Source organism: Streptomyces sp. NBC_01092 (assembly GCF_045039535.1).
In the GTDB taxonomy this organism is placed as follows: Bacteria; Actinomycetota; Actinomycetes; order Streptomycetales; family Streptomycetaceae; genus Streptomyces.
In genome coordinates this window covers 971,473-997,730 of sequence record NZ_CP108659.1, presented here as the reverse complement: position 1 = coordinate 997,730, position 26,258 = coordinate 971,473, and the positions used below count along the sequence as shown (strand labels likewise).

Annotated in this window: 25 protein-coding genes and 3 pseudogenes; 11 read left to right on the top strand and 17 right to left on the bottom strand. The window is 70.3% G+C overall.

Annotated features, from left to right (window positions below; genetic code table 11):
* Positions 1-398 precede the first annotated feature (398 nt).
* Positions 399-1,094: a glycoside hydrolase family 75 protein gene (locus OG254_RS04345; RefSeq protein WP_405577386.1), complete on the top strand. Its 696-nt coding sequence runs from the start codon at positions 399-401 to the stop codon at positions 1,092-1,094.
* Between the two features lie 30 nt (positions 1,095-1,124).
* Here the strand turns inward: OG254_RS04345 and OG254_RS04340 are convergent, their stop codons facing one another.
* The gene (locus OG254_RS04340) at positions 1,125-1,886 is read right to left on the bottom strand and encodes an SDR family NAD(P)-dependent oxidoreductase (RefSeq protein ID WP_405577384.1); all 762 of its coding nucleotides are present in this window, start codon (positions 1,884-1,886) and stop codon (positions 1,125-1,127) included.
* Positions 1,887-2,024: 138 nt separating this feature from the next.
* Between OG254_RS04340 and OG254_RS04335 the strand changes: the two genes are divergently transcribed.
* Complete coding sequence (locus tag OG254_RS04335; RefSeq protein ID WP_405577382.1) at positions 2,025-2,687, top strand: TetR/AcrR family transcriptional regulator; 663 nt, start codon at positions 2,025-2,027, stop codon at positions 2,685-2,687.
* A gap of 31 nt (positions 2,688-2,718) precedes the next feature.
* Here the strand turns inward: OG254_RS04335 and OG254_RS04330 are convergent, their stop codons facing one another.
* The 7 genes and pseudogenes from OG254_RS04330 to OG254_RS04300 form a co-directional block, all read right to left on the bottom strand.
* On the bottom strand, positions 2,719-3,843 hold the full coding sequence (locus OG254_RS04330; RefSeq protein WP_405577380.1) for an FAD-dependent oxidoreductase: 1,125 nt from the start codon (positions 3,841-3,843) through the stop codon (positions 2,719-2,721).
* A gap of 208 nt (positions 3,844-4,051) precedes the next feature.
* Positions 4,052-4,474, bottom strand: coding sequence for a PTS-dependent dihydroxyacetone kinase phosphotransferase subunit DhaM (locus OG254_RS04325; RefSeq protein ID WP_405594841.1), 423 nt, complete (start codon positions 4,472-4,474; stop codon positions 4,052-4,054).
* A gap of 7 nt (positions 4,475-4,481) precedes the next feature.
* Positions 4,482-5,081, bottom strand: a complete 600-nt coding sequence (gene dhaL, locus OG254_RS04320; RefSeq protein ID WP_405577378.1) for a dihydroxyacetone kinase subunit DhaL — start codon at positions 5,079-5,081, stop codon at positions 4,482-4,484.
* Positions 5,082-5,142: 61 nt separating this feature from the next.
* Complete coding sequence (dhaK, locus tag OG254_RS04315; RefSeq protein ID WP_405577376.1) at positions 5,143-6,135, bottom strand: dihydroxyacetone kinase subunit DhaK; 993 nt, start codon at positions 6,133-6,135, stop codon at positions 5,143-5,145.
* Positions 6,136-7,408: 1,273 nt separating this feature from the next.
* Positions 7,409-8,968 carry a multicopper oxidase family protein gene (locus OG254_RS04310; protein ID WP_405577374.1) on the bottom strand — a complete coding sequence of 520 codons (1,560 nt, stop codon included), beginning with the start codon at positions 8,966-8,968 and terminating at the stop codon, positions 7,409-7,411.
* Between the two features lie 90 nt (positions 8,969-9,058).
* Positions 9,059-9,535: a hypothetical protein gene (locus OG254_RS04305; protein ID WP_405577372.1), complete on the bottom strand. Its 477-nt coding sequence runs from the start codon at positions 9,533-9,535 to the stop codon at positions 9,059-9,061.
* Positions 9,536-9,611: 76 nt separating this feature from the next.
* Positions 9,612-12,333, bottom strand: a pseudogene (locus OG254_RS04300) (heavy metal translocating P-type ATPase).
* Positions 12,334-12,532: 199 nt separating this feature from the next.
* Between OG254_RS04300 and OG254_RS04295 the strand changes: the two are divergent.
* Positions 12,533-12,820: an SHOCT domain-containing protein gene (locus OG254_RS04295; protein ID WP_405594839.1), complete on the top strand. Its 288-nt coding sequence runs from the start codon at positions 12,533-12,535 to the stop codon at positions 12,818-12,820.
* A gap of 470 nt (positions 12,821-13,290) precedes the next feature.
* On the opposite strand, the gene OG254_RS04290 is transcribed toward OG254_RS04295, so the two are convergent.
* A complete protein-coding gene (locus tag OG254_RS04290; RefSeq protein WP_405577370.1) occupies positions 13,291-13,968 on the bottom strand; it encodes an ArsR/SmtB family transcription factor in 678 nt (225 codons plus the stop codon).
* A gap of 87 nt (positions 13,969-14,055) precedes the next feature.
* On the opposite strand from OG254_RS04290, the gene OG254_RS04285 reads away from it, so the two are divergent.
* Together OG254_RS04285 and OG254_RS04280 are read left to right on the top strand one after the other, a co-directional pair.
* A complete protein-coding gene (locus OG254_RS04285; protein WP_405577368.1) occupies positions 14,056-15,414 on the top strand; it encodes a rhodanese-like domain-containing protein in 1,359 nt (452 codons plus the stop codon).
* Positions 15,411-16,718 carry an MFS transporter gene (locus tag OG254_RS04280; RefSeq protein WP_405577366.1) on the top strand — a complete coding sequence of 436 codons (1,308 nt, stop codon included), beginning with the start codon at positions 15,411-15,413 and terminating at the stop codon, positions 16,716-16,718. Before OG254_RS04285 ends, OG254_RS04280 begins: the two co-directional genes overlap by 4 nt.
* Positions 16,719-16,935: 217 nt before the next feature.
* On the opposite strand, the pseudogene OG254_RS04275 reads toward OG254_RS04280, so the two are convergent.
* The 3 genes and pseudogenes from OG254_RS04275 to OG254_RS04265 all read right to left on the bottom strand — a co-directional run.
* Positions 16,936-17,087 (bottom strand): annotated as a pseudogene (locus OG254_RS04275) (PucR family transcriptional regulator); the annotation flags it as partial.
* Between the two features lie 287 nt (positions 17,088-17,374).
* On the bottom strand, positions 17,375-18,517 hold the full coding sequence (locus OG254_RS04270) for a hypothetical protein (protein ID WP_405577364.1): 1,143 nt from the start codon (positions 18,515-18,517) through the stop codon (positions 17,375-17,377).
* On the bottom strand, positions 18,517-18,813 hold the full coding sequence (locus tag OG254_RS04265; protein WP_405577362.1) for a hypothetical protein: 297 nt from the start codon (positions 18,811-18,813) through the stop codon (positions 18,517-18,519). The genes OG254_RS04270 and OG254_RS04265 overlap by 1 nt, the downstream gene beginning before the upstream one ends.
* A gap of 70 nt (positions 18,814-18,883) precedes the next feature.
* On the opposite strand from OG254_RS04265, the pseudogene OG254_RS04260 reads away from it, so the two are divergent.
* Positions 18,884-19,573, top strand: a pseudogene (locus tag OG254_RS04260) (helix-turn-helix transcriptional regulator); the annotation flags it as partial.
* Between the two features lie 69 nt (positions 19,574-19,642).
* On the opposite strand, the gene OG254_RS04255 reads toward OG254_RS04260, so the two are convergent.
* Genes OG254_RS04255 through OG254_RS04240 form a run of 4 tightly spaced genes read right to left on the bottom strand, consistent with a single transcriptional unit; the run spans position 19,643 to position 22,784 of the window.
* Positions 19,643-20,440, bottom strand: coding sequence for a methyltransferase domain-containing protein (locus OG254_RS04255; protein ID WP_405577360.1), 798 nt, complete (start codon positions 20,438-20,440; stop codon positions 19,643-19,645).
* Positions 20,437-21,996, bottom strand: a complete 1,560-nt coding sequence (locus tag OG254_RS04250; protein WP_405577358.1) for a radical SAM protein — start codon at positions 21,994-21,996, stop codon at positions 20,437-20,439. The genes OG254_RS04255 and OG254_RS04250 overlap by 4 nt, the downstream gene beginning before the upstream one ends.
* A 37-nt stretch (positions 21,997-22,033) precedes the next feature.
* Positions 22,034-22,345, bottom strand: a complete 312-nt coding sequence (locus tag OG254_RS04245) for a hypothetical protein (protein WP_405577356.1) — start codon at positions 22,343-22,345, stop codon at positions 22,034-22,036.
* Positions 22,329-22,784 carry a MauE/DoxX family redox-associated membrane protein gene (locus tag OG254_RS04240; protein ID WP_405577354.1) on the bottom strand — a complete coding sequence of 152 codons (456 nt, stop codon included), beginning with the start codon at positions 22,782-22,784 and terminating at the stop codon, positions 22,329-22,331. The genes OG254_RS04245 and OG254_RS04240 overlap by 17 nt, the downstream gene beginning before the upstream one ends.
* Before the next feature lie 208 nt (positions 22,785-22,992).
* Here OG254_RS04240 and OG254_RS04235 point away from each other — a divergent pair, with 208 nt between their 5' ends.
* The 4 genes from OG254_RS04235 (at position 22,993) to OG254_RS04220 (ending at position 25,130) form a co-directional block, all read left to right on the top strand.
* Positions 22,993-23,454 (top strand): SRPBCC domain-containing protein, encoded by a 462-nt coding sequence (locus OG254_RS04235; protein ID WP_405577352.1) that lies wholly within the window; start codon positions 22,993-22,995, stop codon positions 23,452-23,454.
* Positions 23,451-23,801: an ArsR/SmtB family transcription factor gene (locus tag OG254_RS04230; RefSeq protein WP_383837358.1), complete on the top strand. Its 351-nt coding sequence runs from the start codon at positions 23,451-23,453 to the stop codon at positions 23,799-23,801. Before OG254_RS04235 ends, OG254_RS04230 begins: the two co-directional genes overlap by 4 nt.
* Before the next feature lie 2 nt (positions 23,802-23,803).
* Complete coding sequence (locus OG254_RS04225) at positions 23,804-24,247, top strand: SRPBCC domain-containing protein (protein ID WP_405577349.1); 444 nt, start codon at positions 23,804-23,806, stop codon at positions 24,245-24,247.
* Between the two features lie 211 nt (positions 24,248-24,458).
* Entirely contained in the window at positions 24,459-25,130 is a 672-nt protein-coding gene (locus OG254_RS04220) for a CDP-alcohol phosphatidyltransferase family protein (protein ID WP_405577347.1), read from the top strand.
* A 107-nt stretch (positions 25,131-25,237) separates the two neighbouring features.
* Here OG254_RS04220 and nrtS read toward each other — a convergent pair whose 3' ends face one another.
* Positions 25,238-25,510: a nitrate/nitrite transporter NrtS gene (nrtS, locus tag OG254_RS04215; protein ID WP_405577345.1), complete on the bottom strand. Its 273-nt coding sequence runs from the start codon at positions 25,508-25,510 to the stop codon at positions 25,238-25,240.
* A 447-nt stretch (positions 25,511-25,957) separates the two neighbouring features.
* Between nrtS and OG254_RS04210 the strand changes: the two genes are divergently transcribed.
* On the top strand, positions 25,958-26,236 hold the full coding sequence (locus OG254_RS04210) for a hypothetical protein (protein WP_405577343.1): 279 nt from the start codon (positions 25,958-25,960) through the stop codon (positions 26,234-26,236).
* The last annotated feature ends 22 nt before the right edge of the window (positions 26,237-26,258 follow it).

The window sequence follows — 26,258 nt, the reverse complement described above, 5'->3', positions numbered from 1 at the left end:
GTGGCTGACGCGATCACATCAAGAGGGCGGTCGTCGGTGACCCGGTCCGTCGTGGGTGACCCACCGGTCGTTGGTGACCTGCCCGACGGATTACGTATGCTGAAGTACCTCGCGGCCGAACTCTCCCTGAGGGATGGGGAGTTCGTGCCGCCCCGGCGCGGGCCGCTGTCGTCGCTGATCCGGTGCCGGACGCAGGTGGCCGGGGGTGCTCGGGACCCCATCGCGGGCTCGGGTCCCCGGCCCCTGGCGGAGAGTTCGGGAACCGACGTCGTGTCGCCGAGGTGTGCGCCGTACGGACCCCTCTGGTGGCAGCATCATCGAAACGCCATCACATTGGGCTGTGTGTTCGGCAGTGCCCGATGCGCGTGTCAATGTCCCCGGCGAGAGGGTTCCCCATCGTGCGACTCCAGTCGCTGACCCTGGCCGCGGCAGGCGCCGCACTGCTCGCCCCGACGACACCGCCCCCCGATCCGCCCGACCCGCAAGGCGGTCCCGACGTGCAGGCCGAGGCCGGTGTCGGCGCCGCCGACCTGCTGGCAAAGGTGCGTGACTGCACCGCCGTTTCCCAGGGGCACTACCGCAGTGACAGCGGCGCGCCCGCGACGATCCCGGTCTGCGGGACGGGCGACGCCGTGTTCTGGAAGGCCGACATGGACATCGACTGCGACGGACAGTCCACCGGCCACTGCAACAGCAGTACCGATCCGTACTTCTCCGATACGACGGCCTTTCAGCAGTCGGACGGCCGCTACCTCAGCGCCGAACACCTGCCGTACATCGTCGTGCCCACCCCGGGCGGCATCTGGGACTACCGCGCCCACGGCATCCGGGGCGGATCCGTCGCGGCCGTCGTGTACAGGAACCGGGTGCAGTACGCGGTCGTCGGCGACGTCGGCCCGCGCGACATCATCGGCGAGGCTTCCTACGCCACCGCCAAGGCCCTCGGCATCCCGCCCGATCCACGAAGCGGCGGCGCGGCCTCCGGCGTCACCTACATCGTCTTCAAGGACTCGCGGGTGACGCCGATCGAGGACGCGGCGGCCGCCGTCGCGGCCGGGGAACGGCTGGCGAAGGAGTTCGTGGGCGGTCCGTGAGGGCGCTCGCCCACGCTGTTCGCAGCGGCGTCAGACCGCCGCCCAGCCGTCGTCCACCGGCAGGATCGCGCCGTTGATGTTGCGGGCCGCGTCCGAGGCGAGGAACACGATCGCGGCGGCCTGCTCCTCGGGCTGCGCCAGCCGGCCGAGGTTGACGAAGTGCGGTGCGAGCGCCGCCGGTCCGTGCGCGTCCTGCGCCGCGTCCACCACGATGCCGGTCTGAGTGCCGCCGGGCGCTATCGCGTTCGCGCGGATGCCCTGCTTGCGGTACATCACCGCCAGGGACTTCGTCAGTCCCACCACGCCGTGCTTCGACGCCGTGTACGCCGCGCCCGCCGCGCTGCCCCGCAGGCCGGCCTCGGACGCCGTGTTGACGACGGCACCTCTGCCCGCCCGGAGCATGTGCGGCAGCACCGCGCGGGTGAGCAGGAACGGGGCGGTGAGATTGACCCGGATGACCCGCTCCCACTCGGCGTCGGTGACGTCCGCGAGCGCCGACATGCGGTCCATGATCCCGGCGTTGTTGACCAGCACGTCCACCCCGCCGAAGCGCTCGACGGCGGTCTCGACGACCTGGTCGACGACGGCCTGCTCGCTCAGGTCGCCGACCACCGCGACCGCGCTGCCGCCCGCCTGCTCGATCTCCTTGACGACCTCCCGGGCACCCTCGGCGTTCAGGTCCGCCGCCACCACCCGGGCACCCTCCTTGGCGAAGGCCAGCGCGGCCGCGCGTCCGATGCCCGAGCCCGCTCCGGTGACGATGACGCTGCGCCCGTCCAGTCCGCCGCTCATGAGGTTCTCCCATCCGTGAGTCCGTAGGGCGGTGTCGAACGCGCCCGGGGCCTCACCCTACGACTTAATGTCTCTGAGTGACATAAAGTCTTCGGGGAGAATTCCGGGAGAGCGATCGACGCCGGCCGGAGGGACACCATGACCGCAGCCCGTGGACACACGAGCCGCTCGACGAGCCGACCCACGGGACGGCCGCCCCTTACGGAGGAGCGCAAGGCCGAGATCCGGCTGGAGATCGCGCGGGCCGCGGTGGACCTGTTCGTCACCCAGGGCGTGGCGGCGACGACGGGCGAGCAGATCGGGGCGGCGGTCGGCGTCTCCGCACGGACCGTGTGGCGCTACTTCCCGAGCAAGGAGAGCTGCGTGAGTCCGCTGTTCTCGGCGGGGATCGACCTGATCGCCGACTGTCTGCGGCGCCGGCGTCCCGAACAGCCCCTCGCCGAACTCCTCGACCGGGAGTTCGCGGACGAGCGCCACGCACTGGCCGGCCCCGACCGCGCGACCGTCGGCGCGTTGGTACGGCTGACCCGAACCGAGCCCGGCCTGCGCGCGATCTGGCTCCAGACCTACGACGAGGCCGAGCCGGCGTTCGCCCGCGCCCTCGCCGACCGCGCCGGCCTGCCCGCCGACGACCTGCGTCCGACGATCCAGGCGGCGATCTTCAACGCGGCCCTGCGCGCCGCGGTCGAGCACTACGCCTGGCACACCGCCGACACAGCCCCCGACCGGGAGACCGCACAGGCCGAACTGGCGGAGACGCTGCGGCTGGCACTCGGCGTTGCGGCGGAAGGCATCGAGTAGGGGAGGGATGCGGGTGGGCCCGGCCGCGGGCTCACGAGGTCTGCCCGGCCCGGGCGAAGAAGTCGAGCAGCTCCTCCATCGTGGGGTCGTCAGGGGCATCGGCCTCGGCTTCGCCGGCCGCGGTACCGCGAGCGAACATCGCTTGCTCGTACGCGGTGACGGCGCCCTCGATGTCGTCGGTGTGCGCGGCGAGGGCCTCACCGAGTTCGGCGCCGTCCAGCATGGCCAGGTTGGCGCCCTCGCCGTTCGGCGGGATGAGGTGGGCGGCGTCGCCGACCAGGGTCACCCCCGGCACCCGATCCCACCGGTGCCCGACCGGCAGTGTGTAGAGGGGGCGCAGGACCGGTGCGGTGTCACTGTCGGTGATCAGGGCGCTGAGTTCCGGGGCCCAGCCGTCGAACTCCGCGGCGATCCGCGTGACTGCCGCGGCGGGATCGGTGAAGTCGATGGAGGCGAACCAGTCCTGCGGCTTGGAGAGCATCACGTAGGCGTGGAGAGTCTCGCCCCTCTCACGGTGAGCGGCGATCAGCCTCCCGCCCGGGTCGAGTGCGTACATCGCCCCGCCACCGACCGCCTTCGCGCTGGCGGGGTGCTGCGTGTCGGCGTCGAACAGGTACGTCTCGACGCACGACTGACCGCTGTACTCGGGCACAGCGCCGGAGAGCAGCGGACGGACCCGTGACCACGCGCCGTCCGCGCCGACCAGCAGGCTCGTGACGACAGTGCCGCTGTCGGCGAGGGTCACCTCGTGACGGCCGTGGCCGAGGCCGCGAACACCGGTGACCTTGTGGCCCCACCGGACGGTGCCGTCCGGGAGCGAGTCGAGCAGCAGCTGCCGCAGTTCGCCGCGCTGCACCTCGGGGCGCCCGCCCGTGCCGTCGTCGGGCTGGTCGAGCCGGACGTTGCCCTCCTGGTCAAGGATCCGCATCGCCTGACGGCCCTCCAGAATGATGCCGCGGAACTCGTCCATCAGGCCGGCCGCCTGCACGGCCAGCTGGCCGTTGTAGTCGTGGATGTCGAGCAGGCCGCCCTGCGGGCGCGCCGTCGGTGAGGCGTCCGCCTCGTAGACGGTCGCCGCGATGCCGTGCAGGTGCAGGACGCGGGCGAGCGTGAGGCCGCCGAGCCCGGCCCCGATGATCGTGACGTCAGTGGTCATGCCGATTCCTTGTCTGTCGAACGCCCGCCGGATGGGCTCCAGCGGGCTTGACAGCAAGACTCCGGACCCCCGCCGACAAGCCACCGACATCGAACCGACAGCCCTGACAGATGACCGACACCATGGCTCTGCCGACGTCGGCAGGGCGGTCATCGGCAGCCGCGGCGCTCGCCTGCCGATGACCGCCCTGCTCCCGCCGCGGCCCGCCTCACACCTTCCGGTACGTGTACGCCTCCGCGGCCGCCGCCTCCACCGCCGCCAGGTCGGCTCCGGCCGTCGCCGTGACGACCGCGGCCACCGCGCCCTCGACGAACGGGGCGTCCACCAGGCGGGTGTTGTCGGGGAGTTCGTCGCCCTCGGCGAGCAGCGCCTTCACCGTGAGGACCGCACTGCCCAGGTCGGTGAGGACCGCGACCCCGGCGCCGCGGTCCACGGAGGCGGCCGCTGCGGCGATCAGTTCGGCGCTGGTGCCCAGCTCGCCGCCCTCGGTGCCGCCCGCCGGGGCCACCGGAACGGCAGTTCCGCCACCCGCCAGGCCCCGTGCCAGCTCGGCCACCGAGGCGGCGACCTGCGCGCTGTGCGAGACCAGCACGATCCCGACGAGCCCCTCGCCCGCCTTGTTGTCACCCATGGTCGCGTCACTCACCGGCGGCCTCCGCCAGTCCCGCGATCAGCAGTGCCGAGGACGTGGCACCGGGGTCCTGGTGCCCGATGCTGCGCTCCCCGAGATAGCTCGCCCGCCCCTTGCGGGCCTGCAACGGCGTCGTCGCCAGGGCGCCCTCCTCGGCGGCGGCCCGCGCCGCGATGAAGCCGTCGCCGAGCGCGTCCACGGCCGGCACGAGCGCGTCGATCATGGTCTTGTCTCCCGGCGCCGCGCCACCGAGCGTCATGACCGCGTCCACGCCCGCCCGCAGCGCCTGGGCGAACTCGTCCTCGCTCACCTCACCGGCGTCCCCGAGGGCCTTGCCGGTCCGGCGCAACAGCGTTCCGTACAGCGGCCCCGACGCCCCACCGACCGTCGAGATGAGCTGCCGGCCGGCGAGCGTCAGGACCGCGCCGGGCGTCTGCGGGGCCTCCTTCTCCAGCGCCGCCGCGACGGCGGTGAACCCGCGCTGGAGATTGCTGCCGTGGTCGGCGTCCCCGATGGGCGAGTCGAGAGCGGTGAGCCGTTCCGCCTCACGGTCCACGGACACGGAGGTGGCCGTCATCCAACGGCGGAAGAATGCGGCGTCCAGCACTGGATCTCCTTGCGTGACAGGTGTGTGGTGACGGTCCGGCCCCGGTTCGTCCGGCTCCGGTTCACATTCCCCACCGCAGTCCCGGCGTCTTCACCGGCGCGTTCCACAGCCGCAGCATCTCCTGGTCGACCTGGCACAGGGTGACCGAGGCGCCCGCCATGTCGAGCGAGGTGACGTAGTTGCCGACGAGGGTGTGGGCGACGGACACACCGCGTTGGGCGAGCACCCGCTGGACCTCGGCGTTGAAGCCGTACAGCTCCAACAGCGGTGTCGCGCCCATGCCGTTGACGAGGACGAGGACGGGGTTGCGCGGGGTCATGTCGTCCAGGATGGCGCCCACCGCGAACTCGGCGATCTCGCCCGACGTCATCATCGCCCGCCGCTCCCGGCCGGGCTCGCCGTGGATGCCGATGCCCAACTCCAGCTCGCCCGGCGGCAGATCGAAGGTGGGGCTGCCCTTGGCGGGTGTGGTGCAGGCGCTGAGGGCGACGCCGAAGCTGCGGGAGTTCTCGTTGACCTGCCGGCCGACCGCCTCCACCCGCTCCAGCGGCTGTCCCTCGTCCGCGGCGGCGCCGGCGATCTTCTCGACGAACAGCGTGGCGCCCGTGCCGCGCCGCCCGGCCGTGTAGAGGCTGTCGGTGACCGCGACGTCGTCGTTGACGAGCACCTTCGCGACCTGGATGCCCTCGTCCTCGGCGAGCTCGGCGGCCATGTCGAAGTTGAGGACGTCGCCCGTGTAGTTCTTGACGATGAACAGCACACCGGCCCCGCTGTCCACGGCGGCCGCGGCCCGCAGCATCTGGTCGGGCACCGGCGAGGTGAAGACCTCGCCCGGACACGCGGCCGACAGCATCCCTTGACCCACGAAACCGCCGTGCAGCGGCTCGTGCCCCGACCCGCCACCGGAGACGAGGCCGACCTTCCCCTCCACGGGGGCGTCCCGCCGTACGATCACCCGGTTGTCCACGTCGACGACCAGCTCGGGATGAGCGGCAGCCATCCCGCGCAGCGCGTCCGCGACCACGGTCTCCGCGACGTTGATCAGCATCTTCATGGGATACCTCCCAGTGAGGTTAGCAGATGGGCTAATGAACTGCGTTTTTGCAGCTCAGGATGGGTGAGGTCAGTTGTTGATCTTGGCGGTCCAAGGCGGTCGGAAGCGGATTCTGGCGGTACTGATGCTGACCTGATGTTGACTTTGATGACGGGTCGTCAGTTTCCGGGGGTGATCGGTAGTGGGTCGGTGAGATGGCCCCTGTTGGCAGTATCGACCTTGCGGATGCGAAGGGCACGCGCCGTCGGATACTCGTGGGCGTGCCCGGTGCTCTCGTAGCCCCAGGAGTGGCTGTGTATTCCACGCACGAGCATCAGGGGGGAGTTCGTTTTGCAGGGCGGGGCTAACGCCGTTCATGCCTGCCGTGGCCGCTGGCGGAGCGGAGTCGTCCGACGGAGACTGAATGAGAGCCAGAAGGTTCTTGGTCTGCTGGTGGTACACGGCGCTGTGGCCTCTGACCTGCACCGGTGATGCGTACGGGGGAGGGCCGGTCGTCGATTGGCCCGTGCCTGGTCCGGATCTTGTTGGGCATGCGGCGGTACACGGCCACGCAGGGGCCGGGGCTTCGCGCCGAAGAAGCTGGCCGCCGTGCGGTTGCCCGAGGACATGGACGGTGTGCCTCGCCTGTACGGCGCCGTCCTCCTCATCCCGGACAACGAAGACGGGGAAGGCGATGCGGCGCATTCGGCAGTGCGGCTTCGGATTATGCATGGGCGGCTCGCTTGCGCGGAGCTGGAGCACACCGAGCTCTGCACTTGAGCCCATACCCGGCATTGCGCGTGACCTTGCACCCCGCCACCCGGCGATGCGGGTTCTTCGGCGCCCGTCACGCGGTCCTGGAAACGCCAGATGGCGCCTCGGTCTCGCCGGCCCACAGACGAACTCCGTTGGGCAGCGCCGCCCCTCCTGGATGGAGCATGACGCAAATGACGGAGGAGAACTGGCAAGGCTGTGGGGTTCGGGATCGCTTCAGCGTGGATGCGGGACGTTCCAGCACGTGGGCCGGACTGGCGATTGCATACCCGAGCAGCAGGAGGGTGATCTCCATGCCCGGTCTCCGTCCGCGCGCTCGGCCGGCGCCGCCTTCAGCTTGGCGATCCGTCCGGGGCCAGCTCGTCGAAGAGCTTGACGAGGGGCGTGGCGCGGTCTGCGCCGGTAGCCCACGCCTGGTCGATCAGGGAGGAGATGAGGGGCAGGGGTAAGGAGCCGCTTCGTTGTGATCCGGTCGGGGGGGCGGACCGGGTCGCCGGGTCGCCCCGTCGCAGCAGCAGGGTCAGGCCCGGTAGCCGAGGACGGCCATCATCCCGGCTTCGCCGTGGTAGGCGTTGTGGCAGTGCAGCATCCACTGCCCGGGGTTGTCGGCGTCGAAGAGGACGGACACCGTCTTCTTCGGCAGCACGATCGCGGTGTCCTTGCGCGGGCCTTCGGTGCCCAGTTGGTAGGTGTGGCCGTGCAGGTGCATCGGGTGCCACATCGTGGTGGTGTTGACGAAGTCCAGCCGGACTCGTTGGCCCGTTTCGACGAGGATCGGACGGGCGTCCGGATCACGCATGTCGAACTGCTCGCCGTTGATGGCCCAGTTGTAGCGGTGCATGCCGCCGGTCAGTTCGATGCGGTGGACCCGGTCGGCCTTCTTCGGCGTCAGCCGGACGTCATCGGTCGCCCGCAGCTGTGCGGCGGTGGGGATCTCCCCGTCCAGCTCCTTCGGCCGCACGCCCGTGCTCGGGGCAGCGCCGGAACCGGTGCGGACCAGGGCCATGCCCGTGGTGTTCTTGCCCTCGGCCAGCGCGACGAGCGGGAAGACGCCGTCGCCGAGGGTGACCAGGACGTCGTACCGCTCACCCATGCCGATCAGCAGGGCGTCCACCTGCCGATGCTCGACGGGGAACCCGTCGGTGTGGGTGATGGTCAGCCGGTGGCCGCCGAGCGCCACACGGTACGCCGTGTCACCGCCGGCGTTGATGATGCGCAGCCGGATCCGCTTGCCGGGCGTTCCCCGGTAGACGTCGGGGTCGGCGGCGACCCGTCCATTGACCAGGTGGTACGGGTACTTCACGTCTCCGGCGTCGCCGCCGAGCAGGTCGCTAGTGGCGCCCATCAGCCTGAACCTCATGGACATGCTGTCGGACGAGGGTGAAGCGGACGAGGACGACGAGCTGCCGTCCATGGCGCCCATGCCATGCCCGCCCATGCCCTGGCGCAGTTCATCGAAGACTTCGTCGGGCGTGCCGGTGACCCCGTCGACCCAGTCGTCCAGGACCACGACCCACTCGTCGTCGTACGACAGCGGCTCCTGGGGATCCTCGACGATCAGCGGCGCGTACAGGCCCCGGTCGAGCTGGACGCCCACGTGGGGATGGAAGAAGTACGTTCCGGGAGCGTCGGCGATGAAGCGGTAGGTGAAGTTGGAACCCGCCCGTACGACGTTCTGAGTGACCGGGGGCGCGCCGTCCATGTCGTTGCGCAGGGCGATGCCGTGCCAGTGGAGGGAGGTGGAGGTCCTGCCCGGCAGCTGGTTGGAGAGTTCGGCGGCCAGGGTGTCGCCCGTGGACACCCGGATCTCCTTGCCCGGGGTCCGTCCGCTGAACGCCCAGCTCCGGGCCGTGACACGGCCGCCGAGGTCGAGCACGGCGGGCGCGGCGGTCAGGGTCACATTGCGCACCGTGCCGGTGCCGGCGCGCCTCTTATCGGTGGCCGCCACCGCCGAGCCGGAGGGGCTGACCAGGGAGGGCGTGTCGCCGCTGCCGGGGCCGTTGGTGCAGGCGGCGAGCGCGCCCGCGCCCACGGCGCCGAGGCCGGCCAGCAGGACGGAGCGGCGGTTGATGGTGTTCAAGGCGTGACTCTCTTCTCGATGTGTCTGACGGGGTCGCCTGCGCGACGGCCGTCCGCGTGCGGGCACGCGGGCGACAGCCGTGGGCGCGACCTACAGCAGGAAGCGAGAGAGGACTGAAAGGTCGGGCGGCGCGCGGTTCGTCGTTCCGGGCACCTCACGGCCGATGACCGGTCCGAGTGCCGCACCCCTGTCGTAGTAGGGGCGGAGAGCGGTTGGTGGCGCCAGGTTCACCGTGTCGACGCCGACGGCAGAGCAGTGCTGTGTGGCCATGATCGAGCAGGCGCCCTCGCCGCCGTCGGGGGTCGGGGCCTCGGGCGCCGAGACGTGCATCGCCGCAGCCACCGGCATGCCCGTGGCCGTCGTATCGCCCGTGTGCGGTGTCTGACCCCTGTGCGGCATGGCGCTCGTGGTGGACGAGCCGAAGGCCGGTGCCTGTGCCGCTGCCCCGGCCGCCGTCTCGTGGTGCACGAGCAACGTGAGTGCTGCGAACAGCGCGATGACGACGACACGCGTCCAGCGGCCGGCGCCGCCGTGTGCGCTGACCCGCCGGGCTCGGCGTGCCGTCATCGTTTCCGTGCCTTTCCGCTGTTGTACCCCGCGCCCACTGTACCCCCGGGGGGTAGCAATCCGGGGCGACTCGGGTTCAGGGCTCATCATGCCGGTGAGGGGTGTGCCGGAGCTCCACCGCCGAGGTTTCGTATCGATCCGGGTCGGCGTCGTGGGCGGCCGCGCAGTGGGCGGAGCAGAAGTGCAGGGTGCCGTGGGCGGTGTCCCGGTGTTCCGGTGTGGTGGCAGGGTCGACCTGCATGCCGCAGACCGGGTCGGTCACCGAGGGGGCGTGTGAATCCGTGTCGTCGGCGGCCGTCTCCGTCAACGGTCGTACGGCCTTCGGCGCCACGGCGTCCGACAGTGGCTCGGGGTGCCAGCGACGCAGCCGGGAGGCGTTGGTGACCACTGACAGGGAGGACAGGGCCATGGCCGCGGCGGCGATGATCGGGCTGAGGCGGATGCCCCACAGCGGGTAGAGGGCGCCGGCTGCGATAGGGATGCCGACGGCGTTGTAGACCAGCGCGAGGAACAGGTTCTGCTTGATGTTGCGCATGGTCGCCCGCGACAGCCGGATCGCGGTGACGACGCCGGACAGTGAGCCGGAGATGAGCGTGATGTCGGCGGCTTCGATCGCGACATCCGTGCCGGTGCCGATCGCGAGGCCAACGTCGGCCTGGGCCAGGGCGGGCGCGTCGTTGATACCGTCGCCGACCATGCCGACGGTGCGGCCCTCGTTCTGAAGGCGGCGGATCTCGTCGGCCTTGTGCTCCGGCAGAACCTCGGCCAGCACCCGCTGTACGCCGACCTGTTCGGCGATCGCGGCGGCGGTGCGGGCGTTGTCGCCGGTGAGGATGACCGTGCCGATGCCGTGGTGGTGCAGGGCGGCGATGGCCTGGACCGAGTCGTCCTTGACGGTGTCGGCCACGGCGAGCACGCCGGCCGGCTGCCCGTCGACGGCGGCGAGGACGGGCGTCTTGCCCTCGGCTGAGAACTCCTCGGCCTGCCCGCGCAGGTGAGCGGTCTCGATACCGATGTCGGCGAGCAGCCGGGCCGTGCCCGCGATGACGGCCTTGCCGTTCACGGTGGCCTGGATGCCCTTGCCGGTGACGGATTCGAAGGCCGACGCGGCGGGCGCGGTGACGCCGCGTTCATGCGCGTCGGCGACGATCGCGGTGGCCAGCGGATGCTCGCTGTCGGCCTCTGCGGCGGCCACCAGCGCAAGCAGTTCGTCCTCGGTGAGGCCGTCGGCGGGACGTACGTCGGTGAGAACTGGCTTGCCCGCGGTGACCGTGCCGGTCTTGTCCAGGACGACGGTGTCGAGCTTGTGGGCGGTTTCCAGGGCTTCGGCGGAACGGATCAGGATGCCCGCCTGCGCGCCCTGCCGGTGCCGACCATCACCGACAGCGGGGTGGCCAGGCCCAGTGCGCAGGGACAGGCGATGATCAGAACGGCGACCGCGGAGACCAGCGCCAGCGTCAGGGCAGGTGAGGGGCCGACCGTGTACCAGAGGGCGAAGGCCGCGATGGCGATCGCGATGACGGCGGGTACGAAGTACGCCGAGATCGCGTCGGCCAGCCGCTGGATCGGCGCCTTGGACGCCTGGGCACGCTGCACGAGCCGGACGATCTGCGCGAGCATCGTGTCGGAGCCGATCTTGGCAGCCCGCACGCGCAGGCTGCCCGTGGTGTTGACGGTGGACCCGATGACGGTGTGCCCGGCGTTCTTGGTCAGGGGCATCGGCTCCCCGGTGACCATCGACTCGTCGACCGACGACGACCCGGAGAGCACCTCGGCGTCGACGGGGATCTTCTCGCCGGGCCGGATGACGATCTCGTCGCCCACCACGACCTCGTCGACGGGGACCTCGGTCTAGCTGCCGTCCCTGATGACCCGGGCGGCACGGGGCTGGAGCCCGAGGAGCGTCCGGATGGCCTCGCCGGTGCCGGCCTTGGCGCGTGCCTCCAGCAGCCGCCCGAGCAGGATGAGGGTGAGGATGACGCCGACGGCCACGAAGTAGACCTCGCGGACGTCCTCCGGCAACAGCCGGGGCGCCAGCGTGACCAGCAGGCTGTAACCGTAGGCCGCCGAAGTACCCAACGCGATCAGGGAGTTCATGTCGGCGCCGCGGTGCCGCAGGGTGAGCCAGCCGATGCGGCGAATGGGCCACCCCGCGTAGCACATCACTGGAGTGATCAGGGCCAGCTGCACCCAGTGGTTCAGCATCCAACCCGGGACCCAGCCGGCGCCGAAGAGCTCGTCGACCATCACCGCGAACAGCACGGGCAGCGTGATTGCCGCGCCGACGCGACCCGGCGGCCGAGGTCCCCGATCTCCGCGCGCCGCTCGGCGACCTCCGCCGCCTCGGCGTCGGCAGCGGACGTACGGTCGTCCGGTGCCGTGTCGTCCGCGGCGGCGAGTGCCTCGCCGCCGCTGGAGCCCTCGCCCGGGTCGACCACGAGCGTGCCGTGGATCATGTTCATTCCGCAGGCGAACCCGAACGATCCCGCCCGCTCGGGCCGCAGCCGCACAGTGGAGCGCTGGTACCCGGGCAGTCCGGCGCTGACGCGCAGGTCGGGGAGGACGACTCGGTTGGTGCATTCGCCGCCCTCCTGTCGGTCGAAGACCAGCTCCAGCGGCACCCCTTGCCGCACCCGGATCACGTCAGGGATGTAGCCGCCCCGCACAGTCACCTCCACCCGCTGCACCCCGCCCTCGATCAGGGCGGTACGCACGTGGCGCGGACCGAAGAAGAACCAGCCCAACGCGACAACGAGGACGGCGACCAGGGCCACCACGACAATGTCGGCGGTATCCATGGCAGACCTTCTCTCTGCGGCTGCTTCTCAGACTCCTCCCGGATACCCCCACAGGGTAAAGGTCCAATGGCCCAGGTGTTTTGGCCTCATCGGCCCATGACGCGCTGCCGGGCGGGGGTGACGGTGAAGGTGAGGAACCGGGAAGACGCAGGCGCCAGGCCCCGTCTCCCGCAGCCGTGCGAGGAAGCGGGTGACCGTGATGTTCTGGTACGACCATGATCCCAGTGGATGGGGCTGGTTCACCATGTCGGTCGGCATGATCCTCTTCTGGGCGGTGATCATCACCTTCGGTGTGCTGCTCTTCCGGGCCCTGTCCCGGCCGGGTGACATGAAGACGGCGCTCGGACCCGTGCCGCCGCGCCCCACCGCCGAGCAACTCCTCGCCGAACGCTTCGCTCGCGGCGAGATCGACGAGGACGAGTACCACCGCCGCCTGACCGTCCTGAGCGGACGCGCCGACGACGGCCCCCGGCTCCGCAAGAGCTGACCGCCGCTCGGCGCCGCGGCATCCAGGCCATCGGCGTGACCGCCGTGCTCGTCTGGCACATCCATGCCGCCGGAACTCCCGTGCTCGGACTTCACCGAGGACCGCGCAGTCTACCGGGAGGCGACCACCATGATCACGCTGCCCATAGCCAGAGCGGGACCTCAAGGCACGCCATTCTCCCCGTGGCTGGACCGCGCAGCGCCAGCAGGTCGGCCTCGGAGCCGGAGGCGGTGAACACGATCTCCTCGGCACCGGGCGCCGATCAGGGCGGCAACCTGCGCGCGTGCCTCGGCCAGCGCCAGCCGGGGCTCGGTGCTGTAGGGATGGCTGCTGGAGGGGGCGCCGAGAGAAGTCCGTCAGACGCGGCAGCATCGCCTCGGCCACCCGGGGATCGACGGGGGTGGTGGCGTTGTAGCCGACGTAGACCGGCCCGCCGACAAGCCCCGGATGCAGGGGCGCGAGGCTGCCGGTCATGCCAGATCCCCGGCGTCGACGGGCAGGTCGGCCAGTCGCCACTCCAGCATCCCGTCGTTCAGGCGGATCGCCCGGCGGCCTCGATCGGTCAGCAGCCGCACCGCGTCGTAGGCGAGCACGCAGTACTCGCCACGGCAGTACACGACGATCTCCGTCTCCTCGGGCAACTCGTCGATCCGGTCGGCCAGTTCCTCGACCGGGATCGACACCGCACCCGGGATGTGCCCGGCCTGGTACTCCTCCACCGGCCGCACGTCCAGCACCACCACGGCCCCGGCCGCCACGCGGACGCGCAACTCCTCGTGGGTGACCTCCGCCGCACCGTCGTCACCGAGGTAGGCGTCCCGCGCCGCGGGTACGGCCGCCTGATGGGCCTCGGCGACCTTGCGCAGCAGCGCGAACAACTGGGCGACGTCGTCCCCGGCGAGCCGGTAGTGGATGCGCACGCCCTCACGGCGGGTGGCGACGAACCCGGCCTGCTTGAGGGTCTGCAGATGCGCCGAGGCCGTCGTCAGGTTCAGCCCCGCCGCCTTGGCCAGGGCGTCGACCGTGCGCTCGCCCTGGGCCAGCAGATCGAGCAGTTCCAGGCGCTTTCCGCTGGCCAGCGCCTTGCCGCTGGCCGCGAACGCGTCGTACAGCTGCGCCTTCGTACCGGCCGTGGTGTTTCCCGTCATGACATCCTCCATGAATCCATGGAATATTGTAAGTGACGGTGAGGGTCGTGACCACACTCCCTCTCGCATCCAACCCTGGAGGACCCGATGGGCTTCGCCGACGACCACCTGATACCGCTGGTCGACGCCGGGCTGGGCAACAGCGCCTACCTCGTCGACCTCGGCGACGGCCGCGCCCTGGCGGTGGACGCGAGCCGCGACCTGCGCGCTTTGCGGGAGGTTGCCGAGCGGCGCGGGCTGACCGTCGCCTTCGCCGCCGACACCCACCTGCACGCCGACTTCCTCACCGGCGCGCTCCAGCTCGCCGCCGACGACGGCGCCACCATCCTGGCCTCTGCCGCCGGACACCGCGCCTTCCCTCACTCCGCGCTCGCCGACGGCGACGAGACCGACCTGGGCGGGCTGACCGTGCGGGCAATGGCCACCCCCGGTCACACCGACGAACACCTGTCCTTCCTCCTCCTGGACGGCACCCGGGAGCTGGGAGTTTTCACTGGTGGGTCGCTGATCGTCGGTTCGGCCGCCCGCACCGACCTGCTCGGCGCCGACCGTGCGGAGGTGCTGGCCCGTGCCCAGTACCGCTCCCTGCGGCGGCTGGCCGAACTCCCGGATACGACCGCGGTGTGGCCCACGCACGGCGCCGGATCCTTCTGCTCCGCCCCGCCCGGCGCCGAACGCACCACGACCATCGGCGCCCAGAAACGGGCAAACGCCCTGCTCGCCGCGCCGGACGAGGACACCTTCGTCCGCGAACTGCTGCGCAGCCTCGGCTCGTACCCTGCCTACTTCGACCGCCTGGCCGAGACCAACCGGCGCGGCCCCGCAGTACTCACCGCCGCACCTTCGATTCCCGCGCTGTCCGGAGCGGCCGTACGCAGCCTGCTCGGCCAGGATGCGCAGATCGTCGACGTGCGGCCGTTGCCGGACTTCGCCGCCGGCCACGTCCCCGGCGCTGTTTCGATCCCTCTGCGCGACCAGTTCGCCACCTGGCTCGGCTGGCTGCTGCCCGACGACACCCCGCTCGTCTTCGTCATCGCATCCCGCCAGGACCTTGCTGAACTCACTTGGCAGGCCCTGAAGATCGGATACGGGCGGCTGGCCGGCCACCTGACCATGGACGCCTGGACGAGCGACGGCGGAGAGCAGGAGACCGTCGAACTGCTCACTGCCGACCACATCGGCGACCGCCCTGTCCTCGACGTCCGCCAGCAGTCCGAGCGCGACGCCGGGCACATCCCCGACGCGGTCGGAATCGAACTCGGCGAACTGGCCGCCCATGCCGACGATGCCCCTTCGGGTGCTGTGGTGCACTGCGGGCACGGTGAGCGCGCGATGACCGCCGCGAGCCTCCTGCAACGCGCAGGCCACCATGGCCTCGCCGTCCTCACCGGTGGACCGGACGACTGGGCCAAGGCCACCGGCAGCACGCTGCGGGAGGGCGCGTGACCTCCCCCAACTTCTCGGCTCCGCTCGAACAGGGGGGACCTCCATCTGCCACCCCCGGCGGCATACGGCTCGGACTGCGCGCCAACCTCGCCCAGTTCACCCTGCTCGTTGCGGTCAACGCCCTGGTCGGCGGAATGCTCGGACAGGAACGCACCGTCCTGCCCCTGCTCGCCGACGACGTCTTCCACCTGTCGGCCTACACCGCCGCGCTCACCTACATCCTGGCCTTCGGCGCCACCAAGGCCATCACCAACTTCTTCGCAGGCACTTGGTCGGACCGATACGGCCGCAAGCCGGTGCTGATCGCCGGCTGGCTGATCGCCCTGCCCGTGCCCGCCATGCTGGCCTGGGGCCCGACCTGGGCCTGGATCATCGCCGCCAACGTCCTGCTCGGCATGAACCAGGGTCTGACCTGGTCCACCACCGTCATCATGAAGATCGACTTGGTCGGCCCGCAGCGCCGTGGCCTGGCCATGGGCTTCAACGAGGCCGCCGGTTACGGCGCGGTCGCCGCCACCGCCATGGCCACCGGCGCCATCGCCGAACATGCCGGGCTGCGGCCGGAGCCGTTCCTCCTCGGGGCCGCCTACGTCGTCCTGGCCCTGAGCCTGTCCACCCTCGCCGTCCGCGAGACCCGCGAGCACGCCCGCGCCGAGGCCGCACAACACCCCCAACAACCAGGATCAGAAGCCGAGTTGACCACCGGCCAGATCGCCCGCCTCACCAGCCTGAGCGACAAGGCCCTGTCCGCCGCCAGCCAGGCCGGCATGGTCAACAACCTCAACGACGCCCTCGCCTGGGGCATCTTCCCCCTGCTCTTCGCCGCCCACGGCCTCTCCATCGCCCAGATCGGCGTCCTCGCCGCCCTCTACCCCGCCGTGTGGGGCGCGGGCCAGATGCTCACCGGTTGGTGGTCCGACCACATCGGACGCAAACACCTCATCACCGCGGGCATGCTGCTGCAGGCCGTCGCCATCACCCTCGTCGCCGCAGGAACCACCTTCTCCGTCTGGGCAGTCGCCCAGGTGCTGCTCGGCATCGGCACTGCGCTGGTCTACCCAACCCTCCTCGCTGTCGTAGGAGACGTCGCTCACCCCGCCTGGCGCGCCCGCGCAGTCGGCGTCTACCGGCTGTGGCGCGACGGCGGCTTCGCCGTCGGCGCCCTGGTCGCAGGCGTCCTAGCCGACGCCTACAGCCTCACCACCGCCATCTGGGCCGTCGCCGCCCTCACCGCCGCCTCTGGCCTGGTCGTCGCGGTCCGCATGTACGAAACCCACCCGCGTCCCGCTCCGGTGGGCAACTGAGACCACACACGTCGAAGGGCCCCACCGCGAACGGTGGGGCCCTTCGGCATCGTGCCCCGATAGGCACTGGCGGAGGATACGAGATTCGAACTCGTGAGGGTATGCCCCAGTACGCTTTCCATAGGTTCACCTGGGGGTTCGGGGGCGATCAGGAGGGTCCTGACCCGCAGGGGAGTGGGGCTGAGGTCGAAGTACGCGGTGAGGGTGTCGAGGATGAGTCGGCCCTGGTTTGGCGGTCACGGGTGAGGACGGGGTAGACCAGCAGGTCGGCGGCGCGCAGCACGGGTCGCCGAGGCCGAGGCGCTCGGTCGGCTGGAGGGCGTTGAGGGCTGCTTCGTAGGACTGGACGACGCCGCCAGGGCCGGGCTGGCGCCCTGGTCTCTGCCGAGCGATCGTCATGTGTGCGGCTTCCCGCGACAGCCCGGGAGGCTGCTGTACGACCTCCGCTGCGGGACCGGGCGTCGAGTTTGACGAAGGCGGACCGTGGAGGCGCGGCGCTGCCGCGGGGTGGGGGTTGGTCGTCCAGGTGGCAGCCCTGTGAATCCCGGCGTCAGGCGGGCCGCGCTCCTGGGGGCCTGCGAGTGGCCCTTCCCTGACCGCCGGACGCTCTCGGTCCTGAGCCAGGGGTGAGCGGGTGACGCTGGGGCGGAGCCCAGTCAGTGGGATGTCGGAGCGGTGACCCAGAACGACTGCTTGGTGTGCGTGCGCCCGTTGAGCAAGAGCTCCAGCTCGTGGCGGCCGGGACGGATCGTGCGCGTTGTCATCCCTGGGCGGAGCAGGTGTCGCTTGGTGAGCGTGGCCTGCTCTCGCTTTGCCAGCGAGAGTCGCTTGAGCTTGTAGACCTTGCGGCCGGTCAGCCTGCCCTCGGTGTTCGGGTAGTGAAGGACGTAATCGGCGATCACCGCGGTGTCCTGATCGGCGCGGATCGTGAAGGAGAACTCGAACTCTGAGCCGAGCTCGACCCGGTCGGGGAAGCTGAGCTTCGAGACCGTGACGGCCGGTTCCCGGGGGATGCCCAGCAGTTCCAGTGCGCGAGGGCTGCCCTGCTTGATCAGGGATCGTGTGGCGTGACGGACGACGTAGTCCATCTCCTTGGCACCTTGTCGGCAGGCCCTTCTCCACCGCTGGAGCGTTTCAACGGCCAGGTCGGGGTCCAGTTTCGAGATGTCGTTGACGTGGTTGGCCACCGAGCGGGTCACAAATCGCGTGGTGTCCACGTACAGGCTGTCGAGGAGCGGCACCGCGTAGTCCGCCGGAGTGCCGAGCGTGGTCGCCCAGGGGAGTCTGGGCCGGGTCCCCTCGCTGCACAGACGGCGAACGTGGTAGTGCTCGTCGGCCGTCCACTGGGCGAGGGTCATCAGGGTCTCGTCCGGGAAGGCGTTGATGAAGGACCTCACGGCGAACTCGGCGGAGAACCTGGTGGTGAGCTCGCGGAGTGAGGCGAGGGAGAACACGAGGTCTTCCCGCGTACAGCCGTGGCGCGTGACGAACTCGGAGTGCGGGGCGTAGATGAAGTCTCCGAAGTCGCCGTCCAGCAGCTGTGGGTTACAGGGGGCGGGCAGGGAACGCAGCATGATGTTCACCGCCCGCCGGTAGTCGACCGGCAGGTGGATCTCCAGGCAGCCGGTGATCCACGCGATGCGCTGCTTGAGTTCGAGCTCCGGGAGCCGTGACATCACCCGACTCTCGAACGCGCCGGAGTCGAACGCCCGGTGTGCGCAGCTGAGCTGCGTGGCTATCGTGGCGACCTTGTCCCGGTTGAAGAGCCGGTCCTTGAGCTGAGAGCGCTGGCGGACCATCACTCGTAGCTCTTGAGGACCTTGAACACGCGGGCCGTGCCGTCGTCATCCATGATCGAGAAGAACGCGGTGCAAGCGTCGCTGTTCTGCTCTGCCTCCATGACGCGTTCCATCGCCTCCTGCTCCCTAAAGAACACGAGGCCGGCGTAGCCGCCGCCCGCGGCTCGGACCAGGATCCGCCGGTGGATCCCGTCCTGGCTCTGCACGACCGAGCTCTCGAACGCGTCTGACGTCGTGAGCAGCGTTTCCTCGGTCACATCGGGCTTGAGCGTGAACGGTGCCAGTGCGATGTACATGATGCGCGTCTCCCTTCGCCGACATCGACGCTACTGGCATACCTGACACTCACTGACATATTTTGTACCGGTGGAGGACGCAGACAGCTCGCGAAGCCGGGCCGGTCGGCTGGAAGCGCTGAAGGGCCTGCTGGCCGAGCGGGACTACACCACCGCCGCGGAACTGGCGGGCGAACTCGGTGTGAGCGTGAGGACGGTCCACCGGGATCTGGCTTTCCTGCGCGATCTCGGGATGCCCGTGGACAGCGACCGGGGCCGGGGCGGAGGGCTGCGCCTGGAGCACGGTTGGTCGCTCGGCCGTGTGCACCTCAGCGAGACCGAGGCCATCGGGCTGCTGCTGAGCCTGACGATCGCGGAGAAGGTCGGCTCTCCGCTGCTGCTGGACGACGGACGCTCGATCGCCCGCAAGATCGCCGCATCGTTCGCCCCGGCGCAGGCCCGACGGATCCTGGCCATCCGCAAGCGGATCCTCGTGGGCGCGAGCGCCTCCGCCCTCGTTCTGTCCTCCTACACCGCGCCGAGTGCGGACGTCGCCAAGCCCTTGCTCGACGCCTTCGCCAACCGCCAGGTCGCAGTCATCAGCTACGAGGACCAGCATGCCCGGGTCACTGAGCGGGAGATCGAGCTTCAGTACCTCTACTACAACGTCCCTGTCTGGTACGCGCTCGCCTGGGACCGTCTGCGCGACGACGTCCGCTCCTTCAGGATCGACCGCATCAAGACGATCCGGCTTCTCCCGGAGACCTTCCCACTCCGGCGCGACGAGAGCTTCCTCGCAGCCGGGGAGCCGAACGCCAGGGCGCTCTGGACACAACGCCGTGAGCCGCACCTAGGGTGCTTGGGACCTCTCAACGACGAGAAGGGCGTAGCCGAGGACGCCGTCGGAAACGGCGGTGCGAGCCGCACTCAGGACGGCCGGGGCCGCGTCCAGGTCCAGGCCGGCAGCGGCGAGTCTGCCCGCGGCGGTCAGCCGGAGCAGGTTCAGCCGCGCCTCGATCTGGTCGATCATGCGCAGCATCGCCTCGTCGTGGCGCCCGGTGCGGACCGTACGCAGCCCTGCGGCTGCCAGGATCCCTGCGTACTCGGCCAGCGGCCGAGCGTCGGCGATGCAGGCGATCCGCGCGGCGAGAGTGGTGAGTTCGGACGGCAGCCGGTCGAGGGCAGTCGTGACGTCGGTGATGCCGACCCGGCCGCCGGGTTTCAGGACCCGGGCGAACTCGGCCGCGGCCTTCGCCTTGTCAGGGAAGGTACACAGGGCGCACTCACACACCACCGCGTCGAATGTGCCGTCCGGGTAAGGCAGTTGTTCGGCGTCACCGGTGGTGAAGGCGACCTGCTCGGTGAGACCGGTGGCAGCGGCGGCGCCTTGGGCAAGGGCGGTGTTGGCCGGGGAGTAGTCCACGCCGTCCACCCGTACGCCGTAGGCGTCGGCGAGGAGCAGGGCGGTGGTGCCGCGGCCGGAGGCGACGTCCAACACCCGGCTCTGCGGGGTCAGGCTGAGCGCGTCGGCGAGGCGGCGGGTGAGGGTGGTGCCGCCGGGGTGGTAGGAGTCGCCGAGGAGCAGGGCGACCACGTCGGAGGAGTACGCCGCCGCGCAGCACGCCTTGAGGTCGTCGTCGGCCATCATGAACTCCCTTCGGCGCGCGCGGTTTTCGAACCGTAGGGGGTGTCGGTGAGGCGGTTGGCGAGGGGCAGGGCGTTGGGGGCGACGTCGGCGACGGGGACGCCGGACATCGATGCGCGGACCTGTTCGCGGTAGCCGACGGAGTTGTACGCGCAGAAGGGGATGAGCCGTCCGTCCGGGGTGATCTCCTCGACGCAGCACTTCATCAGTTGCTTGACGTTGAGGGTGTAAGGGTCCTGGAAGTCCTGTACGACGATCATGAACGCCTTGTCATTCAGGTCCTTCACCGCTTGGGGCAGATCGATACCGCACGCGTCCGCGCAGTCGAGGGCCTCTGCGGCGGCCCGCAGCTGCTCCTCGGTCGTGGCCGTGCCCATGAACGCGGACGCCGACCAGAGCTTCTCCAGGGCCTCGCGGATCCCGGCGTCGGGCAGGACGCGGTTGGTGACGTAGTCGAGGTGGTCCTCCACGTTCAGCAGGCGCGGGATGGGGACGACGGTGCGGTTGCCGGGTTCCCCGTCCACCAGGAGGTAGGTGACGGAGCGGCAGGTGGGGAAGCAGCAGGGCACGGGGAAGAAATCGCCCTTGACGAACCACTGCGGGCGCTGGGCGTTGATGAGCCGGATGACGTCGGGGTTGGTGAGCCGCTGGAGCGGATCGAACTCCACATGCCGCCCCGAGTGCGTGACCGGCTGGAACGCCACCGAGCGCACGGCCGGGTGGTCGATGCCGTACTCGATGATGTCGCCCAACTCGTGCTCGTTCAGGCCGCGTTCGACGGCGGCGACCAGCGTCACGGTCAGTCCGGCCTCGGCGCAGTTGCCCAGCGCCCGCTGCTTGAGCGTGCGCAGGTCCTGGCCGCGGATCGCCAGGTGGGTGCGCTCGTCGAAGCCGTCGAACTGCAGGTAGACGTTCACCGACCGGCCGGGCGTCCGGTTGCGCCTGCCCAGTTCGGCGACGAAGCGGTGATCGGTGGCCAGGCGGATGCCGTTGGTGTTGAGGGTGACGTTCCTGATCGGGAGGGCCTGGGCCAGGTCGATGAAGTCGAGGATGTGCTTGTGGATGGTGGGCTCTCCGCCGGAGAACATCACCACCTCCGCCTCGCCCTCGGAGGCCACGAAGGTGTCGAGCATGGTCGCGCACTGTTCGTGGGTGATGGAGTAGCCGTCCGGTTGGTGGCCGGAGTCGGTGAAGCAGATCGGGCAGTCCAGGTTGCAGCCGGTGTTGACCTCGATGATGCCCAGGCAGGCATGCTGCTTGTGCTCCGGGCACAGCCCGCAGTCACTCGGGCAGCCGTCCCTCACCTCGGTCTGGAACGTGAGCGGGATGGTGCCCGGTTTGTTGAACCGGGCCGAGGACAGGTACTCCTCGGCGTCGCCGTAGACCAGGGCTTCGAACTCGCCGTGCTCGCGGCAGCGTTTCCGCAGGTAGACCTTGCTGTCGCGGATGTTGACCTGGGCGTCGACGGAGGTCTTGCACAGGGGGCAGATCGACTTGGTGAACTCCACGAACACCTCGTCCCGGCCCACCTTGCGGCGGGGCGCCGGCGCCTGGGTCATCGAAGAACTCCTTTCCCATGGGGGCGGTGGTATCCGGTCAGCGGATGGGACGGCCCCGATCGTCCTCTTCACGGTGGGGCGGGGGCGGACCCGGCATGTTCGGGCAGCAGTCCTCCGGCCCGGCACCGTTGCGGCGTCGAACCCGGTACCGCAGGGCATACGTGGTAGCGGCAAGGAGTACGACCGCGCCCATGGTGATCAGCCATGGGTTCGATAGCGCGCCATCGTCGGCGCCGAGCGCTCCTCCGGCCACGAGTAGCGGGCCCGCGCAGCACACCACCATGGCCAGCGCCGCCCCGATGACCGCGGCGGCCCCGCCGAGCCCGGAGCGTTCACGGGATGCGGACATCACGCCCCACTTCCACTCCATCGGCTGGTTCCCGGTGCAGGAGCGTGTGGGCGGCACGCAGCAGCAGTCCGGCGTAGAGCAGGGCCAGAGCGTCCTGGACCAGCACGAACCAGCCGAGCCGCTGGGTGAGGTAGTTCCCGAAACAGCCGCAGTTGACCACCGTCAGCCCGCGTACGAATGCCTGCACGGCCAGCGCGCCCCACACCAGCGAAACGCCCGTGTACACCCACACCGGCGCGATTGCTGTCGACCTGGGCCGGGCCAGGAACCACACCCCGCATACCAATTCGCTGACGATCAGCAACACAGCCAGCACGGTCGCGGCGGCACCCTGCACCACGCCGTACGCGCCGAGGATGGCCGGCATCTCGCCCAGGGAGGCGAGCTGACCGATCCCCATCGCCGTGTAGATCGCGCCCAGCACGAGCCGTAGCACCATGCCCACGACGCTACGGCCATGCAGCGGCCGGGAACTTGTAGGCGCGCTCACCGAGCCTGCCGGGAGTCAGCGGCGTCCGGTCTCCCGGCCTCGGCCTTGATTGAGGGCAACGGACTGGACGGCCCCCTCGATCCGCAACTAATGGTTGCGCATTTGCGGCGTCCGTCGTACGCTGACATGCAACCAAAGGTTGCGAAAGGGTTCGAGTATGGAGTACGGCAGCATCGAGCGCGACATCCACGTCGACGCATCACCCGAGGTCGTCTTCGAGGTCATCAGCAGGCCGGAGCACATGCGGGAGTGGTGGCCGGACGACGCCCGGTTCGAGCCCGTGGAGGGGACGCCGGGTGAGTTGTTCTGGCGTGACGAGGTGACCGGCGAGACCATGACCGTCGCGCTCACCGTCGTAGAGGTCGATCCGCCGTCGCGGTTCTCGTTCCGGTGGTGCTACACCGACGACGAAAAACGCGGCGGGGACTCGTTGCTGGTCACCTTCGACCTGGAGCCGACGCGGCAGGGGACCCGGGTGCGGATGACCGAGACCGGGTTCCGCGAGATGGGCTGGGAGATCGCCGTCCTGGAGGAGCAGTACCGCGAGCACGCGAGCGCCTGGGACCACTACATCCCCCGGCTGCGCACGTACATCGCACGGCTGGTGTCCACGCCATGAGCACGCCCGTCGACGACGAGTTGTGGTCGGCGATCGGCGACCCCACCCGGCGCACGCTGATCGACCTCCTCCTCGCGTCCGGCCCCGGTACGGCCACCTCACTCAGCGCGGACCTTCCGCTCACGCGGCAGGCCGTGTCGAAACATCTCGCCGTCCTCGACCGGGTCGGGCTGGTCCGCGCCGAGCCGGCCGGCCGCGAGCGGCGCTACCGCGTCGACGAGGCGCAGCTCGCCCGCGCGGCCGCGCAGCTGGCCGCGGTCGGCGCCACCTGGGACGCCCGACTGCGCCGTATCAAGCGCATCGCGGAGGCGATCGAACGCAGCCGCACCAACACCGAAGGAGCATGAAAATGGTCGACATCCTGCATCGGATCGGCGCCGTCGCACCCCTGGACGACGTCTACCGGGCCATCGCAACGCCCGAGGGCATCGCCGGCTGGTGGACGACCGACACCACCGGCAAGAGCGAGGTCGGCGGTCAGCTGGCGTTCCGGTTCGGCGACGCCGGCGGCTTCGACATGCAGATTCTGGAGCTCGACCCTGCCGGCCGGGTGCGGTGGCGCGTCACGGACGGACCGGCGGAGTGGATCGGGACCGAGATCGACTGGAGCCTCAGCCGGCACGACGAGTACACGATCGTGCTGTTCAAGCACGACGGCTGGCGCGAGCCGGTCGAGTTCATGCACCACTGCAGCACGAAGTGGGCGATCTTCCTGATGAGCCTCAAGGAGTTCGCGGAGACCGGACACGGCAGGCCGGCGCCCGACGATGTCCGGATCAGCGACTGGCACTAGCGGCGGGAGCGGAGCGCTCGGCGCCACACCATGACGCCAACGCCCGGACCCATCGTCGTGTCCTCACTCGCTACCTGCACCGTCGCGTCGTGATCGGAAACGACGCCACGGTCACCGGTGCGCTGATCGGTGAGCGCGCTCGCGTTCCCCACCGGCCTGGCCGCTTACGGTGAGTGCGGCACACATCAGGTACGAGGAAGGACCACCGGCCGTGTCCGTACCCGTATGCGAGCTCACCGACAGCCGCGAGGCGACCGACGCTTTGCTGGAGGTGCTGCGGGGCGGCCGGTGGAGGCCGGGCGCCGTCGGGCGTTTCCTGTATCTGGCCGCTCATCGGTCGATGCGACAGGCGGCCCGGCATCCGGATGCGCTTGTGCAGGCCGTCGTCCTGCACGGATTGCTGTTCATGTCCGCCCGAGGCCCCGGAGCCAAGAGGTGGGTGGTCATCAGTTGGTCTCTCACCGTCCTGCATCTGGGCCTGCTGGAGGACCGCGGCCGGCTCACCGGGGCTGATGTGATCACCCTGCTGCGGGGCAATCTCCCCGCCACCACCCTCGGGCGGAGCCGCTGGTCGGGCCTGCTGGCCATCGCCCTCGACCTGGCCGACGGCCGCCTGGCCCGCCGCCAGGTCACCGTGTCCCCGTTCGGCGATTACGCCGATTCCCTCGCCGACGCCGCGTTCTGGATCTGGCTCGTCCTGCGGTACGAACCCAGCCGTACGGTGCGAGCCGCGGCGCTCGCGGCATGGCTGGTGCCCGTGGTTGCGGTCACCGCCGTCGGTATGCGTCGCGGCAGCATGCCCGACAGGCCCCGGCCGGCGTTGTTGCGTCCGGCCGCCGCGATGCAGGTCGTCGTCGCCGTGCGGCACGCCCTGCGCCGCTGACCCGGCACTTGCTACTTCCCTCGGCCGGTCCAACCCCGGCTCGCCGCCGACCCGGGGGCGCCGGGGAGCCGGACGGCGCGCGGCGCGCGGTGGCCGCACCGGAGACTTCAGGGTGTCTCGTGCTCGGAGTGCCGCCGTGACCGGGGCGCGGCACGGACCCGCCGCGCGGACAGCCAGCCCGTGCCGGCGACCAGATACGGCACCAGATAGTTGACCGCGAGACGTGCCCACGTGGCGGCCACGGCCTCGCCGGAGATGATCAACGTCCCCTGGTTCACTGCCGAGAGGACTGTACCGACCAGGCAGGCGTGGCGGGCGCGGCGGTACGAGCGGTGTATCCGCGCAGCAACAGCCCGATCGCCTCCCGGGGCCGGGTCCATGTGACCGGGCGGCCTGCTGCCCGGATCGAAGCACTGTCATCTCCTGCCCCCGCATTCTCGACGCCCCGGCCATGGCAGGCGCGGCACTCGGATGCCGCCCCGGATCCTGCTGCGCGCGGGCCCCGCCAACGATCACGGCCATGCTGGAGGCGACACAGCACCGGCCGAAGCCGGAGCCCGGGGCACGAGGGGGCGAGGCGATGACGATCGATGTGATGGTGCGGCGGGTGGTTCCGCTGCCGCCCGAGCGGGTGGCCGGTTACACCATGGACTGGCGCCACGACGCCTGGGGGCACCTCCCATGCCCGTTCAGGGCTATGGGGGAGGACGCAGGGCATCCGTACGGCGGAGCTGACACGGCAAGCGGACGACGGCGGGTTCGGGACGGGCGCCGAGGTCACCCGCACCGCTCGTTTCCTCGGCCGCCGCATCGACTACGTCCTGCGCGTGGCCGCGTACGAGCCCCCGCAGTTGCTGGACATGGTCTCCGTGGCCGCTCCCATGGCGATGCATGTCACGTACTCCTTCGAGCCGCACCCGCGCGGTACTCTCGCCGCCATCCGCGTCCGGGGCGGACCCGGCGGCCTCCTCCGCCTGGCCGCACCCCTGGTCACCCGCCAGGTCCGCACCTCCCTCACCAAGGATCTGCGCGACCTCGGCCGCTGGGGAGAGAACCTTGATTCACGGAGACCAGCGCCATGGCCGCAACGGAACCGGGAACTGTAAGTGCGCTCACCGAACGGGCATC

Coding starts and splice junctions, on each gene's coding strand:
- OG254_RS04340 (WP_405577384.1), bottom strand. CDS start 1,886: ATGAGCGGCGGACTGGACGGGCGCAGCGTCATCGTCACCGGAGCGGGC.
- OG254_RS04335 (WP_405577382.1), top strand. CDS start 2,025: ATGACCGCAGCCCGTGGACACACGAGCCGCTCGACGAGCCGACCCACG.
- OG254_RS04330 (WP_405577380.1), bottom strand. CDS start 3,843: ATGACCACTGACGTCACGATCATCGGGGCCGGGCTCGGCGGCCTCACG.
- OG254_RS04325 (WP_405594841.1), bottom strand. CDS start 4,474: ATGGGTGACAACAAGGCGGGCGAGGGGCTCGTCGGGATCGTGCTGGTC.
- dhaK (WP_405577376.1), bottom strand. CDS start 6,135: ATGAAGATGCTGATCAACGTCGCGGAGACCGTGGTCGCGGACGCGCTG.
- OG254_RS04305 (WP_405577372.1), bottom strand. CDS start 9,535: ATGACGGCACGCCGAGCCCGGCGGGTCAGCGCACACGGCGGCGCCGGC.
- OG254_RS04295 (WP_405594839.1), top strand. CDS start 12,533: ATGTTCTGGTACGACCATGATCCCAGTGGATGGGGCTGGTTCACCATG.
- OG254_RS04290 (WP_405577370.1), bottom strand. CDS start 13,968: ATGACGGGAAACACCACGGCCGGTACGAAGGCGCAGCTGTACGACGCG.
- OG254_RS04285 (WP_405577368.1), top strand. CDS start 14,056: ATGGGCTTCGCCGACGACCACCTGATACCGCTGGTCGACGCCGGGCTG.
- OG254_RS04270 (WP_405577364.1), bottom strand. CDS start 18,517: ATGGTCCGCCAGCGCTCTCAGCTCAAGGACCGGCTCTTCAACCGGGAC.
- OG254_RS04265 (WP_405577362.1), bottom strand. CDS start 18,813: ATGTACATCGCACTGGCACCGTTCACGCTCAAGCCCGATGTGACCGAG.
- OG254_RS04255 (WP_405577360.1), bottom strand. CDS start 20,440: ATGATGGCCGACGACGACCTCAAGGCGTGCTGCGCGGCGGCGTACTCC.
- OG254_RS04250 (WP_405577358.1), bottom strand. CDS start 21,996: ATGACCCAGGCGCCGGCGCCCCGCCGCAAGGTGGGCCGGGACGAGGTG.
- OG254_RS04245 (WP_405577356.1), bottom strand. CDS start 22,345: ATGTCCGCATCCCGTGAACGCTCCGGGCTCGGCGGGGCCGCCGCGGTC.
- OG254_RS04240 (WP_405577354.1), bottom strand. CDS start 22,784: ATGGTGCTACGGCTCGTGCTGGGCGCGATCTACACGGCGATGGGGATC.
- OG254_RS04235 (WP_405577352.1), top strand. CDS start 22,993: ATGGAGTACGGCAGCATCGAGCGCGACATCCACGTCGACGCATCACCC.
- OG254_RS04230 (WP_383837358.1), top strand. CDS start 23,451: ATGAGCACGCCCGTCGACGACGAGTTGTGGTCGGCGATCGGCGACCCC.
- OG254_RS04225 (WP_405577349.1), top strand. CDS start 23,804: ATGGTCGACATCCTGCATCGGATCGGCGCCGTCGCACCCCTGGACGAC.
- nrtS (WP_405577345.1), bottom strand. CDS start 25,510: ATGGACCCGGCCCCGGGAGGCGATCGGGCTGTTGCTGCGCGGATACAC.